Annotated in this window: 13 protein-coding genes, 1 tRNA gene and 1 pseudogene; 5 read left to right on the top strand and 10 right to left on the bottom strand. The window is 70.4% G+C overall.

The features are described 5' to 3' along the window. Positions 1 to 57: 57 nt before the first annotated feature. Both ACTWQA_RS51180 and ACTWQA_RS51185 read right to left on the bottom strand, forming a co-directional pair. The gene (locus ACTWQA_RS51180) at positions 58 to 1,638 is read right to left on the bottom strand and encodes an NAD(P)-binding domain-containing protein (RefSeq protein ID WP_443166086.1); all 1,581 of its coding nucleotides are present in this window, start codon (positions 1,636 to 1,638) and stop codon (positions 58 to 60) included. A gap of 71 nt (positions 1,639 to 1,709) precedes the next feature. Beyond that, complete coding sequence (locus ACTWQA_RS51185) at positions 1,710 to 3,206, bottom strand: class I adenylate-forming enzyme family protein (protein WP_443166087.1); 1,497 nt, start codon at positions 3,204 to 3,206, stop codon at positions 1,710 to 1,712. A 104-nt stretch (positions 3,207 to 3,310) separates the two neighbouring features. On the opposite strand from ACTWQA_RS51185, the gene ACTWQA_RS51190 reads away from it, so the two are divergent. After that, positions 3,311 to 4,000 carry a sulfotransferase family protein gene (locus tag ACTWQA_RS51190; protein ID WP_443166088.1) on the top strand — a complete coding sequence of 230 codons (690 nt, stop codon included), beginning with the start codon at positions 3,311 to 3,313 and terminating at the stop codon, positions 3,998 to 4,000. Between the two features lie 7 nt (positions 4,001 to 4,007). On the opposite strand, the gene ACTWQA_RS51195 is transcribed toward ACTWQA_RS51190, so the two are convergent. Beyond that, entirely contained in the window at positions 4,008 to 4,280 is a 273-nt protein-coding gene (locus tag ACTWQA_RS51195) for a hypothetical protein (RefSeq protein ID WP_443166124.1), read from the bottom strand. Positions 4,281 to 4,569: 289 nt separating this feature from the next. Further along, a pseudogene (locus ACTWQA_RS51200) lies at positions 4,570 to 4,815 on the bottom strand (helix-turn-helix domain-containing protein); the annotation flags it as partial. Positions 4,816 to 4,978: 163 nt separating this feature from the next. On the opposite strand from ACTWQA_RS51200, the gene ACTWQA_RS51205 reads away from it, so the two are divergent. After that, entirely contained in the window at positions 4,979 to 5,470 is a 492-nt protein-coding gene (locus ACTWQA_RS51205) for a class I SAM-dependent methyltransferase (protein WP_443166122.1), read from the top strand. Next, positions 5,382 to 5,879 carry a DinB family protein gene (locus tag ACTWQA_RS51210; protein WP_443166089.1) on the top strand — a complete coding sequence of 166 codons (498 nt, stop codon included), beginning with the start codon at positions 5,382 to 5,384 and terminating at the stop codon, positions 5,877 to 5,879. Before ACTWQA_RS51205 ends, ACTWQA_RS51210 begins: the two co-directional genes overlap by 89 nt. A gap of 299 nt (positions 5,880 to 6,178) precedes the next feature. On the opposite strand, the gene ACTWQA_RS51215 is transcribed toward ACTWQA_RS51210, so the two are convergent. Next, a tRNA-Val gene (locus ACTWQA_RS51215) sits at positions 6,179 to 6,250 on the bottom strand. Between the two features lie 473 nt (positions 6,251 to 6,723). Here ACTWQA_RS51215 and ACTWQA_RS51220 point away from each other — a divergent pair. Beyond that, the gene (locus ACTWQA_RS51220) at positions 6,724 to 7,140 is read left to right on the top strand and encodes an SsgA family sporulation/cell division regulator (protein WP_020547189.1); all 417 of its coding nucleotides are present in this window, start codon (positions 6,724 to 6,726) and stop codon (positions 7,138 to 7,140) included. A 133-nt stretch (positions 7,141 to 7,273) separates the two neighbouring features. Here ACTWQA_RS51220 and ACTWQA_RS51225 read toward each other — a convergent pair whose 3' ends face one another. Next, positions 7,274 to 7,888, bottom strand: coding sequence for a DUF305 domain-containing protein (locus ACTWQA_RS51225; RefSeq protein ID WP_443166090.1), 615 nt, complete (start codon positions 7,886 to 7,888; stop codon positions 7,274 to 7,276). A 125-nt stretch (positions 7,889 to 8,013) separates the two neighbouring features. On the opposite strand from ACTWQA_RS51225, the gene ACTWQA_RS51230 reads away from it, so the two are divergent. After that, positions 8,014 to 9,363, top strand: a complete 1,350-nt coding sequence (locus tag ACTWQA_RS51230; RefSeq protein WP_443166123.1) for an LVIVD repeat-containing protein — start codon at positions 8,014 to 8,016, stop codon at positions 9,361 to 9,363. A 5-nt stretch (positions 9,364 to 9,368) separates the two neighbouring features. On the opposite strand, the gene ACTWQA_RS51235 is transcribed toward ACTWQA_RS51230, so the two are convergent. The 4 genes from ACTWQA_RS51235 to ACTWQA_RS51250 form a co-directional block, all read right to left on the bottom strand. Next, positions 9,369 to 9,881: a hypothetical protein gene (locus ACTWQA_RS51235; RefSeq protein ID WP_327580641.1), complete on the bottom strand. Its 513-nt coding sequence runs from the start codon at positions 9,879 to 9,881 to the stop codon at positions 9,369 to 9,371. Positions 9,882 to 10,024: 143 nt separating this feature from the next. Further along, positions 10,025 to 10,855 (bottom strand): aminotransferase class IV, encoded by an 831-nt coding sequence (locus tag ACTWQA_RS51240; RefSeq protein WP_443166091.1) that lies wholly within the window; start codon positions 10,853 to 10,855, stop codon positions 10,025 to 10,027. Beyond that, positions 10,852 to 11,871 (bottom strand): chorismate-binding protein, encoded by a 1,020-nt coding sequence (locus ACTWQA_RS51245; RefSeq protein WP_443166092.1) that lies wholly within the window; start codon positions 11,869 to 11,871, stop codon positions 10,852 to 10,854. Before ACTWQA_RS51245 ends, ACTWQA_RS51240 begins: the two co-directional genes overlap by 4 nt. Next, positions 11,805 to 12,755 (bottom strand): LysR family transcriptional regulator, encoded by a 951-nt coding sequence (locus ACTWQA_RS51250; RefSeq protein ID WP_443166093.1) that lies wholly within the window; start codon positions 12,753 to 12,755, stop codon positions 11,805 to 11,807. Before ACTWQA_RS51250 ends, ACTWQA_RS51245 begins: the two co-directional genes overlap by 67 nt. Between the last annotated feature and the right edge of the window lie 20 nt (positions 12,756 to 12,775).

The following is a 12,775-nucleotide window of genomic DNA, read 5'->3' on the forward strand; positions in this document are numbered from 1 at the left end:
TTTAGATCTGTGCCCGTTCCTCGTCCCCAAACCCGCGCAGGGTCCGCTGGTCCATGATCAGACCGGTACGGAGGCGGTCTGGCGGGCGAAGAAGGCCCGGAGCGGCTCGACGTGGACCTCCTCGGACGTCCACTCGTTCTCCAGGTTCTCCGTGATGTGGTGGGCGAGCGGCGGCTGGCCCGGCCGGTGGTGCCGTACCACGGGGTGCAGGTAGTGGCCCTCGTGGGCGCGGGCCGCGTCGCTCTGGCTGATGCGGGCCACCTCGATGTCGAACGGGTCCACCTTGTCGTGGTCGGGACCGTACTCCAGGGTGATGGTGAAGTGGCCGCGCTCGCCGATCGGCGGGCCCTGCAGGTCGTACGGCAGCTCCTCCAGGTAACGGGCGGTGCCGTCACCGCGAGCTCCGTCGATGACGATCACGTCCGCCAGCAGCCCGAACTGCTGCCACAGGGCCGAGGTGCGGTTGACCCGGTCGATGACGGCGGCCGCGAGCGGCCCTGGCTCGGCCGGGAGGATCCTGGCGGGCCACAGGACGCCGTGGTAGCGGGATTCCAGGATGCGGTGCAGGGCGCGGGCGCCGTACCGGAAGCCGTGGATGAAGCCGCTGGTGCCGCGTTTGAAGTCGCGGGACTGGGTGATCGTGCCGGCGAAGTACAGGCCGGGCACGTTGACGGACTCGTAGGCGGGGGTGAGCGCGGGGAACCTGTTGTTGATCACCAGCTCGGGCCGGCAGTCGTCGGCGAAGATCGAGGCGTCGAAGCGGAAGCCGGTGCAGACGATCACCCGGTCGTACGGGATGTCCTTGGTGACCTCGTTGACGCGGGCGAAGGCCACCGTGACCAGATACGTGCCGTCGGGCTTGCGCGTGATGTTCCTGACGTCGCCGTCGAGCAGCGCGTTCTGGGACTTGAGCTGGTAGGTGTCGAGCAGGCCGTTGTTGACCGCGCGCAGGTGGCCGACGTAGTGGGTGCGCCAGGCCATGCGGACGGAACGAGGGCCGGCGACGTGGATGACCGCGGCGGTCTCGAGGAGGTTGTCGGCCGTCTCGAACGCGGAGTTGCCCTTGCCGATGATGAGCACCCGCTGGTTCACGTAGTCCGCCGGGTCGGTGGAGGCGGTGCCGTACCGGTCGGCGGTCTCGATGCCCGGGATGGGCGGGAGGTTGGGGCGGGTGACGCCGGTCGCGACGATCACCCGTCGCGCCTCGTACCTGCGGCCCTGCTCGTCGGTCACCACGAACGCCCCGCGCTGATCATGGGGCCGCTCGACGCGGACCACGCGGGCGTCGTACGAGATCCGCAGCCCGGTGCGCTCGGCGAAGTCGGCGAGGTAGCGGACCATGTCGTCGGCGTGCGGGAAGTACCGGTCGCTGTAGCGGGTGAACAGCAGGCCCGGGTCGTCCGACAGCAGCGAGTTCCAGTCCATCCGGAGGTTGAGCTCGGGGTCGTCCCAGCCGGTGTGCTTCTTGTTGATCGAGATGAGCGTGCGATGGCGGGGGAAGATCCGGAAGAACTGGCTCGGCGCCGGCCCCGCCTCGAGGATCCGGTACGAGTGACCTGCCCGGTGCAGGAAGTACCCCAGCTGCAGGCCCGCCGGGCCGGCGCCGATCACCAGGTAGTCCAGGGCGTTGTCCGGCACTGACGCCTCCACTCACGGCAAGGTGGTTGAAAGGACAACATCAGTGTGGGCGGGCAATTCTCAGAGATTGCTCAGAGAAACCGGGCCAGCAGGGCGCGCTTGTCGGGCTTGCCGCTGGCGGCGACGGGCACGCCCGGCACCATCGTGATCGTCTTGGGCACGCCGTCGTCGCCGAGCTCGGCCCTGACCAGCGCGGACAGGACGGCGGGGTCCGGGACGCGGCCGGGCGGCGGGACGACGAACGCGTGCACGGCCTCACCGGTGTCCTCGTCGGGAGCGCCGGCCACGTACGCCTCGTCCACGTCGGGGTGGGCGGCCAGGGCGCGCTCGATCGGTCCCGCGTACACGACCATCGCGTTGACCATGATCGCGTCGCGGGTCCGCCCGGCCAGGTGCAGGAAGCCGCCGTCGTCCACGTGACCGAGGTCGCGGGTGTTGAGCCAGCCGTCCCGCAGCGTGTCTCGGGTCTCCGCCTCCTCGCCCCAGTAGCCGGACATCACGTACGGGCTGCGTACGTGGATCTCGCCCGTCTTGCCCGGCGGCAGCTCCCAGCCGTCCTCGTCACGCACGCTGATCTCGACCCCGGGATGCGGCCGGCCCACCGAGTCCAGCCCGCGGCCCGCGGCGATGTGCTCCGGCGTGAGCATGGCGACGTTGCCTGCCTCGGTCTGCCCGTAGCCCTGGTAAACGACGGGGCCGAGCCGTTCGGCCGCCGCGGCCAGCCGCTTGGCGCTGATCGGCGAGCCGGACACCATGAGCGCCCGCAGGCTGCCCACGTCCGCCGGCTGCTCCTCCAGCAGGCGCACCATCTGGAACAACCTCGGCACGGTGATGATGGACCCGGTGATGCGGTGACGCTCGATCGCGTACGGGAACAGCGGCCGCCCGTTCTCCTCCGGGATCACGGCCGTGCCCCCGCCCAGCAGGCAGGGCGCGACGAACTCGAGCACGACCATGCTGGCGAGCGTGCCGAACAGCAGATAACGCTCGAAGTCCCGGGCGAGCGCGGCCGCGACCGGCCCCCAGGCACGCGGCTGCCACGCCCAGTGCTCGCTCAGCGCCCGGTAGGTGATCGAGCAGCCCTTGGGCCGCCCGGTGCTGCCGCTGGTGAACACCAGCGCGGCCACGTCGTCCGGCCGGGCCTGCACCGTGAGCGGGCGACGGTCGTCGGGGTGCGCCAGCAGGTCGGCGGCCTCCGCGCACGGGCCCAGCGACAGGGCGGGCTTGGTGAACAGCTCGGGCGCCGCGGTGGCCGGATCCACGAGCACCATGTCCACGTCCATGCCGAGCACGTGGGCGAGCTGGCCGGGGGCGTATCCGGGGCGGATGCCCACGACGCGGCAGCCGAGCGCGTGCGCGGCCATGTGGGCGGCGAAGGCCTCGGGCGTGACGGAGGTGCGCACGGCCACCGCCCGGCCGGGACCCAGCCCCGCGTCGGCCAGCGCGCCCGCCAGCCGCCGGATGAGGTCCAGCAGCTCGCCTCGCGAGACGGTGCGGCCGGCGTGCTCGAAGGCGGGGGTGCCGGGCGCTGCGCGCAGCGCGTCGAACAGGGGGTGCGGGAAGAGCATGGCCGGCTCCTCTGGGCATCCGGGGCGGGTCGTCGTAGAACTGAACTCACGGTAGAGGGCGCGGATCAGAGGCGCATCAGAGATGCGAGGCGCGGGAGGACTCCGTGAAGGTGATCGGCGCGGGTTTCGGCCGGACGGGCACGCGGTCGCTGAAGGCGGCGCTCGAACTGCTGGGGTACGGTCCCTGCTATCACATGGCGTCGGTCATCGCCGAGCCGTACCGGGTGCGGCAGTGGCTCGACGTCGGCGACGGGCGCTCACAGGACTGGGACGAGGTGTTCCGCGGCTTCCAGTCGGCGGTCGACTGGCCGGCCTCGGCATACTGGCGCGAGCTGGCCGCGCACTACCCGGACGCCAAGGTCGTCCTGACCGTGCGCGACCCCGGCCGCTGGTACGACAGCGTCAGCGAGACCATCTTCCGCAGCGCCCTGGCCGAGCGGCAGCGGCTGCCCCTGCGCCGCCGGGTGGTGCGCCGGCTGATCGCCTGGCGGGCGCCGGACTTCGCGCTCTACCCGCGCATGGCCAGGGCCACCGTCATCGACCGGATCTTCGACGGCCGCGTCGACGACCGCGACCACGTGCTCGGCGTGTACGAACGGCACACCGCCGAGGTCAAGGCGGCGCTGCCGGCCGGGCGGCTGCTGGTGTTCGATGTGCGGGACGGGTGGGAGCCGCTGTGCGCGTTCCTCGGCGTGCCCATGCCGGCCGAGCCGTTCCCGCAGGTGAACGAGCGGGCGGCGTGGGCCGCCAAACGCCCGCGCAGGCAGCTGAGCCTCATCCTGCGCGGCCGCTAGAGCGAGGTCAGAGCGCCGTCAGGAGGTCGTCGATCCTCGCCGGCGTCAGCGGCCGGCCGAGCATCGCTCGCAGCCGGGCGCGGGCCCTGTCGCGGTTCTCCTCCGACTTCTCCGATTCCTCCGACTCCTCCGGCTCCTCCGGGGACAAGGCACGGTTGGCGTAGAACTCCAGCAGATGCCCCTGCACCGCGATCGCCATCGAGAAGTCGGCAGGCTCGGCGACCGTCGCGGGCCCGCCCGCGTCCCGGTAGGCCCGGTAGGCCGCGACCGCGTCCTGCACAGGCAGATCGACCAGGATGCCCGCCAGCTCCCACGCCGGGCGGGCAGGTGGTGATGAGGGAGCCGGGAGGGGCCACCAGGGCGTCCAGCGCGACGAGATCGGGAGGCGCCCGCTCCAGCGCCGGCGCCCACTCGCCCCCGGCCGCCGCCAGCTCCTCCCATCCGGCCCGGCCGACCGGCTCGGCGAACCATGGGACCACCGGCCCTGAGGCCGGGTGCCCCACCTGACGGAGCCCGGCCGTCACGACACCGAGCTCGGCCGCCGTGACCACCTCGCCCGGCACCGGCACGGCACGCTGTCCCTGCTGCCCGAACAGGATGAGCAGTTCGACGGCGCGGCCGTCGGCGCTGCCGAGCCAGTACAGGAGCGTGGTGTCGAATTCAGCCGCCTCGCCTGGCTGGAGCACCATCCGCGGATCGCCGGTGCGGGGAGCGCCGACGAGATCTTCCAGCGGGACGTCGTATGCGCGGGCCAGCGGCAGCAGCAACTCCAGGCCGGCCCACCGCTGCCCGCTCTCCAGGCGGGACAGCGTGCTCTCTTGCCGGAACCGCAAGAAATGATGCCAGGTCGCGCGATTGGGGTAACGCTGGCCCTACCCAGCACATCACGAGGAGCACCCGAATCCATGTCCACCACCCACCGTCGACCTGCCCCCGGGCGAGGCTCTCGACCTGGGCTGCGGTGCCGGCGGTGACGCCCTGTGGCTCGCCCGCCGCGGGTGGCGGGTCATGGCCATCGACATCTCCGCCGTCGCGATCGCCCGGCTGCCCGACCGCGCACGCGCCCTCGGGCTCGACGGGCACATCACCGCAGAGCGACACGACATGGCGCAGAGCTTTCCCGCCGGCCGGTTCGACGTCGTGTCCGCGCACTACCTGCACGCTCCCCTCGACCTGCCGCGCGAGCACGTCCTGCGGACCGCCGCACACGCGCTGTCTCCCGGCGGGCCTCGGCCTCGACCCCCGGGGCTGGAGCGTCGAGCGTGCGGACGCGCCCCGCCGGGTGACCACCGGACCCGGTGGGCGCACCGCCGAGGTCTTCGATCACGTCCTGCTGATCCGCCGGACCGGCTGACCCCCGACCACCCATCAAAGGACCACCATGACATCCCCACGCACCCGCCGCCGACGAGACACCCCACCCCCTCGCACCGGCCCCGGCGAGAAGGACGTACTGCGCGGCTTCCTTGACCACCTGCGCGCCGCGGTGGCCGCCAAGGCCCAGGACGTCCCGGAACCGCAGGTCCGTACCCCTGGTGTCCCCTCAGGCACGTCGCTGCTGGGACTGGTCCGCCATCTCGCGCACGTCGAGCGGTATTACTTCCTCGGCGAAGAGGTGACCGACTGGCCGGGCACGTTCCAGCCGCGACCCGAGGAGACCGTCACCTCTGTCCTGGCCGACTACCGCGACGCCGTCGACCGGGCGAACGCGGTCATCGACGCCTGCACCGACCTGACGGCGCCGGTGGCCCGCCCCTCCCCCGCCGGCCATCCACCCTCGATGCGCTGGACGCTGGCCCACATGATCGAGGAGACCGGCCGCCACGCCGGACACGCCGACATTCTCCGCGAACTGATCGACGGCTCGACCGGCCGCTGACCCAGTCGGCTAAGGCCCGGTCGCCGCTGAGTGGACGCCTCGTCGGGAGATGCGGCACGGTTTCGTCTCGCTGCTGTCAGCAGACGGACTCCCTGTCGAGAACATCGCCCGGCTGATCAGCCGCACCCGGAGGCTCAGGCGTCAGCGAGAAGATCTACCGTCATCAGATCAGACCCGTCATGCAGGACGGCGTGACCGTCATGGATCGAGCTTCGCGCGTGACGGGCGACGGGGCTGCACAGTCACCTAGAAGATCAAAAGGGCCACTCCCGCGTGTGGGGTGTGGCCCTTGACCTGTGTGGGCGATACTGGGATCGAACCAGTGACCTCTTCGGTGTGAACGAAGCGCTCTCCCGCTGAGCTAATCGCCCGCCTGCCGGTCCCTTGCGGTGCCGACGGGGAAAACCATACCGCACTCTGGCACGTGCTGGCGAAGTGAAAGCGGTCGGCGGGGGCATGACAGAAGCAGGCAGGGAGGGCGATGGGAGGGCCATGGGAGGGATTCAGGTGAAAGGCGGCGGTTGCCCACCGGCGGCAGGGGTCGGTGGCATACCATCGTCGTGTTCCGGAAGGAGCCGATCGCGATCTTTTCGCGAGAAACGTTCATGGTCGGCCACTCCGGGGCAGGCTCCACAGCACGCAAAACCCTTGCAAATACGACCCGATTGATGCCGTTTAGCCTGGTAGATGCCTAAATGTCCAGCTGTGATGTGCGTTACAGAAGGCCCCTGAAGCGGAATCTTTCCTACAGGTTTCTTCGTTCCGCGTCATAGCTCAGGACGAAGTCCGTCAGAGCAGTGAAAGCCCCGAAGAGGGGACCTACGACGAAAAGGTTTGGCTGACGATGAACAGCACCACCGTCTCCGCCGAGCTTGGCCTTCGGCTTGTGGTCCCCGACCGTACTACCGTCCCCCTGCTCGCCGGACTGAGTTACACAGCCGACGATCCGTACGCCATCCGCATGGCCTTCCACGTAGGGAACGACGAGCCGGTCGAGTGGATCTTCGCCCGCGAGTTGCTGACCGTGGGCATCGTGCGGCGTGTCGGCGACGGCGACGTGCAGGTGTGGCCGGCCCGCGCCGACGGCGAGCGCACGCTCCACATCAGTCTCACGTCGCCGTTCGGTCAGGCGCTCTTCGAAGTGCCCCTGGCGCCGCTGACCGAGTTCCTGCACCGGACCTACGAGAAGGTGCCGGCGGGGCGCGAGACCGACTTCATGGATCTGGACGCCGAGCTGACGAACATGCTGTGGCCTTCTTGAGCGCCCCGATATCTTAAGCACTCCGACGGCCTCGCCCGCATGACGGGCGGGGCCGTTTCCCTGTTGAGGCGCCCGTCCTCCCGTCGGAGCGACCGTCTCCCCTGTCGGAGCGACCGTCTCCCTGTCGGAGGGTCTAAGCCGGCAGTGAATTCAGGACCTCCTTCATCCGGGCGATCTCGATGCTCTGCCCCGAGTACACGTCCTTGGCCAGCAGCCGCATGCGCTGGTCACGCCCGTCGGCCAGCTCCTCGCCGGCCATCTTCACCGCTCCCTCGTGGTGCCGGGTCATCAGCTGGAGGAACAGGCGGTCGAACGTGGCCCCTCGGGCGGCCCGCAGCGCGTTGAGCTCCTGCGTCGTCGCCATCCCGTAGCCCGCCGCCTGCTCGTGCGCGTGCCCGGCCGGCGCCTGGCGGCCCAGCTCGGCGAGCCAGCCGGTCATGGCCTTGATCTCCGGGGTCTGGGCGGTCGTGATGGAGCGGGCGAACGCGCGGATCGCCGGCGTGGCGGTGCGGTCGTCCACTAAGGAGGTCATCTCCAGGGCCTGGCGGTGGTGGGGGATCATGGCCTCCGCGAAGCGCACGTCCGAGGCCACGGCCGCCTTCGGCGGCTGCCCGATCCGCTCCCCCGGCGTCGCCGTACGGGCCGGGGCCCCGGGGCTGCCCGGCACCAGGACAGGCGCCTCCGTGCCGACCGGCGCGACGTGCTGGACGGGCTGCTGAGAGCAGGCAGCCACGGCGAAAGTCGCCATAACTATGACGAACACCGTGCGCGGCCATGAACCTGCTGACATAGCTTCCATACTGAACTACGAGACAAAGGGGATATGCGTTGATCTCTGCAAAGTTCCGCGGAGCGGTGGTGGGTACGGCGTTAATGCTGGCCTCCGCGTGCGCGGCCGGCCCGCTGGCGTCGCAGGAGCCGCCCGCGCCATCCGCGACCGCACTGCAGGAGACCAGCGCTCCAGCCGCCACCGTCTCCGGCACGGCCGGGGGCGGTGTCATGATGAGTGACAACGTCGAGCACGTCGCCCACGTGCCGAAGACCGCCCCCTTCACCGGGGCCGACGACATCAACACCGACCTGGCCTTCCAGGGCGACTACGCGTACGTGGGGAACTTCGGCGGTTTCTCCATCTACGACATCACCGACCCCACGAAGCCGCAGGTCGTGAGCCAGGTGGCCTGCCCGGCCCAGCAGAACGATGTCACGATTCACGACAATCTGCTGATCTTGTCCATCGACGAGCCGGTCGGCGGCCCGGAGTGCGACGCGAGCCAGGGCGACCCGTCCTGGGAGGGCCTGCGGATCTTCGACGTCAGCGACAAGAAGAGCCCGAAGTACGTGGGCGCCGTCCAGACCGAGTGCGGCTCGCACACCCACACGATGGTGCCCGGCCAGGACAGCCTGTACGTGTACGTCTCCTCCCCCGGCCCTGAGCCCGATTCGGAGACCTGCCCCGCACCGCACGAACTCATCCAGGTCGTAGAAGTCCCGCTAGCCTCACCTCAATCCGCAAAAATCGTGGCGAAGCCGAATATCTTCCCTGAGCGGCAGCACTCCGAGTTCGCCTCCGGCTGCCACGACATCACCGCCTACCCGGAGAAGAAGCTGGCCGCGGCCGCCTGCTTCGGCGACGGCGTGCTGCTCGACATCTCCGACCCGATCAAGCCGAAGGTGCTGCAGCAGCTCACCGACACCGAGAACTTCCAGATCTGGCACTCGGCGACGTTCAACAACGACGGCACGAAGGTGGTGTTCAGCGACGAGCTGGGCGGCGGCGGCCAGGCCACGTGCGACCGCAACACGCCGGACACGAAGGGCGCCAACGCCGTCTACGACCTGGTGGACGGCCAGCTGCAGAAGCGGGGCTACTTCAAGATCCCGAGGGAGCAGCAGCGGGAGGAGAACTGCGTGGCGCACAACGGCTCGCTGATCCCGGTGCCCGGCAAGGACATCATGGTGCAGGCGTGGTATCAGGGCGGCGTGTCGATCTGGGACTTCACCGACTCGGCGAACCCCAAGGAGATCGGCTACTTCGAGCGCGGCCCGGTCAAGGGCAGCGTCATCGCCGGCTCCTGGTCGGCTTACTACTACAACGGCTACATCTACTCCAGCGACATCACGCAGGGCCTGGACGTCCTGAAGATCGACGACCCGCTCACCGACCCGGCCGAGAAGGTCACGATGGACGACTTCAACGTCCAGACCCAGAAGAGCTACTGACACACCTATAGGGGCCACGCATGCGTCGACCGCGCCGCCGCCCCCGCGATGGCGGCGCCGTCGAGCCAGACGTACTCGGGCGCGATGCCGGCCCACGGCCATTCCACGGTCAACAGGAAATCCTGGGGCGGCGGCAGGGGAAACAGCCACAGGGGCATCTGGTAAAGAGTGAACGACGCGTCGCCGCGCACCCCTCCGGGGAACCAGGAAAGGCTCGGCGGCGCGCAGTCGTGGTCCTTGCCGGAGTCCACTTCGACGCCGTCCGGATAACGCAGCATGACGTGCAGCGACGTGCTCTCCTCGCCGGAGAACGCCGAGTCGAGCTGCAACGCCAGGGTGCGGGGCGCGGTGGCGTTGCGGGCCACGACGTCGAGGTTGAGCAGGCAGCCGGTGGCGTACGCCTGGATCATGGGCAGCCGGACGGCGAGGGCCGGAGTGCGGGCGAGCACGCGTTCGACCGTGAGGATCGCGCCCATTTCAGAAATGGGCGGCAGCGGCGCGCCGGCCTCCCCGCTCATGTGCACTCACCGTTGATCGGAAGGCGATTCTGCGGAAATCGTAACGCCGCCGGTTGATTTCGCAGAGGCCGGCGGCGGAAATGTAGATCAAATGTAGCGACGCGGCGGTCCCGGGGCGGGCCGCCGCGTCGCGGATGACAGGATCAGGGGTCGAGATCGGCGGCGGACCGCTCGGCGAAGACCCGCATCGCCTTGGTGGTGATCGGGCCGGGGGCGAGCGGCAGCTCGGTGTCGTCCACCAGCTTGATCGGCTGGACGTCGCGGGTGGTGGAGGTGAGGAAGGCCTCCTCGGCCTCGTAGAGAGCCGACAGCGGCACGTCGGCCTCCTCGCCGCCGCACCACTCGAGCACCAGCGCCCGGGTGACACCGGCCAGACAGCCGGACTCGAGGGTCGGGGTGAGCAGGCGGCCGTCGCGGACGATGAAGATGTTGGAGCCGGTGCCCTCGCACAGGTTGCCCGCGAGGTTGCCGAAGATCGCCTCGCCGCCGCCGCGCTTCTTGGCGTGCAGCAGCGCCTTGGCGTTGTCGCCGTAGGAGGTGCTCTTGACCCCGGACAGGGCGCCGCGCTCGTTGCGCGGCCAGGGCACGACGGCGACATTGGCGGTGGCCGGGAACGGCTTCTGCTCGTCCACGATGACGATGGCGGTGGTGCCCTGGTCGCCGCGGTCGGAGCCGAGCGGGCCGGGGCCGCTGGTGTAGGTGACGCGGATGCGGCCCAGCTCCCAGGCGGGCGCGACCGCCAGGCACTTGGCGACGCCGTCGGCGATGGCCTCGACGTCGGGCTCGGGCAGGTCCATGCGCTGGGCCGAGAGCTTGAGCCGGTCGAGGTGCCTGGTGAGGGCGAACGACTTCCCGTTCACGATCTTGATGGTCTCGAAGACGCCGTCGCCGACCATCAGCCCGTGGTCGAACACCGAGACGGTGGCACGTGCGGGGTCGATCAGCTCCCCGTTGACCCAGACAGGGATGTTCATACATTTCCTCCTGTGGACGCCAGTGCGATGAGCCTGGCTGCTTTGAGCTCGGTCTCGAGCCATTCGCGTGTGGGGTCGCTGCCCCAGGTTATGCCCGCTCCCGTGCCGAACCGGATCTCCCCTTGACCGTCCGAGATCCAGAAGGTTCTGATGCCGACGGCCAGCGCCGCCTTGCCCTGGTCGGCGTCGACCCAGCCCAGAGCCCCACAGTAAGGCCCGCGGGGGGCTGGTTCGAGCTCATTGATGATCCGCAGCGCCGATGACTTGGGCGCGCCGGTGACGGACCCGGGCGGGAACGTCGCCGCGAACAGCTCCGGCCATCCCATCCCCGGCGCCAGCCGGGCGCGCACGGTGGAGACGAGGTGGACCAGGCCGGGGTGCGCCTCGACCGCGCACAGCGACGGCACCTCGACGGAGCCGACGGCCGCGACCCTGCCCAGGTCGTTGCGGACGAGGTCGACGATCATGACGTTTTCCGCGTAGTCCTTGTCGAGCAGGTCGCCGGCGGTCGCGCCGGTGCCCTTGATCGGCCGGGACTCCACGACGTCGCCGTCGCGCGACAGGTAGAGCTCGGGCGAGGCCGACACCACGCTGAGCCCGGGCACCTGGATCACGCCGCCGTAGGGTGCCGGGTTTCCGGTGGCGAGCCTGGCGGCCAGGGCGAGCGGGTCGGCGTCGGGCGGGACGGGCGCGGTCAGGACCCGGCACAGGTTGGCCTGGTAGACCTCGCCCTGCTCGATGTAGTCGCGGATGGCCCGCACACCACGCTCGTACGCGGTCCGGTCGAGCGAGCTGCGCCACTCGCCGGGGTGCGGCCCGTGCCAAGGGGCGGCCGGCCGGGGCAGGGGCGCCTGGCGCACCTGGTCGAACCGGGCACACGTCACCTTGCCCTCGTAGTCGACGACAACCGCCCACCAGCCCTCGCCGTCGAGCGCGGCAAGATCGGAGGTCACGTCCCGCAGACCGGTGGCGAGGGTGTGACCGAGGTAGGCAAAGCCGTCGTACACGCCCCCCATTGTCCCAGCAATTCGACGAGCTCCAGCGCCGCGGGCAGTGGCTCGTCTGGCAGGGCCGCGTACACCTTCCGCACCGGCGCCATTCCGCGCAGCGGCCGCAGCACCAGATCGGGCGGCACGGCCCGAGCGGCGAGTTCCGGCACGAGCGTCACCCCGAGTCCGGCGGCGAGACATCCGAACTTGCCCGCCCATCCGGCCACCCGCAACCCGCTGCGCGGCGTGAACCCGGCGGCGGCGCACGCGGTGACCAGCAGGGTGGGCTGGCCGCGCGGAGCCGCCTCGATCCATGTCTCATCCGCCAGGTCACGCAGGTCCACGTCGGCGTCGCCGGCCAGCCGGTGCCCGGCGGGCAGCGCGACGAACAGCCGGTCCTCGCGCAGCAACACGGTACGGGGCGCGTCGGCGGGCAGCCCCGCCGGGTAGTCGCTGATCACGGCCACGTCGAGCGCCCCCGCGCGCAGCCGCTCCATCAGCCGGCCGGTGAGCTCTTCGACCAGGCGCAGCTCTACGCCTGGACGCCGCGCGGCGAAGCGTTTCAAGGTCTGGGGGACGAGATCCACGTTGGCGGTGGCGAACGCGCCGACGCGCAGTGTCCCGCCCCGCCCGCCGTGGATGGCGGCCAGCTCCTCGCCGGCCCGGTCGAGGCGGTCCAGCACGGCGACGGCGTGGCGGTGCAGGGCGGCGCCGGCGGGCGTCAGGCGTACCCCGCGGGCCAGGCGCTCGAAGAGCGGCCCGCCGGCGGCGCGTTCGAGCGCGGCGACCCGGCGGGAGACCGCCGACTGGGTGTATCCGAGCAGCTCGGCGGCGGCGGTGAACGACCCACTCCGCGCCACCTCGTCGAGGAGGCGGAGCGCCGCGGTGTCGAAGGCATTCTCATCAGGCATGACTGGTATGCAATCTAGTC

This window comes from Nonomuraea sp. 10N515B, assembly GCF_052245915.1.
Lineage (GTDB): Bacteria > Actinomycetota > Actinomycetes > Streptosporangiales > Streptosporangiaceae > Nonomuraea.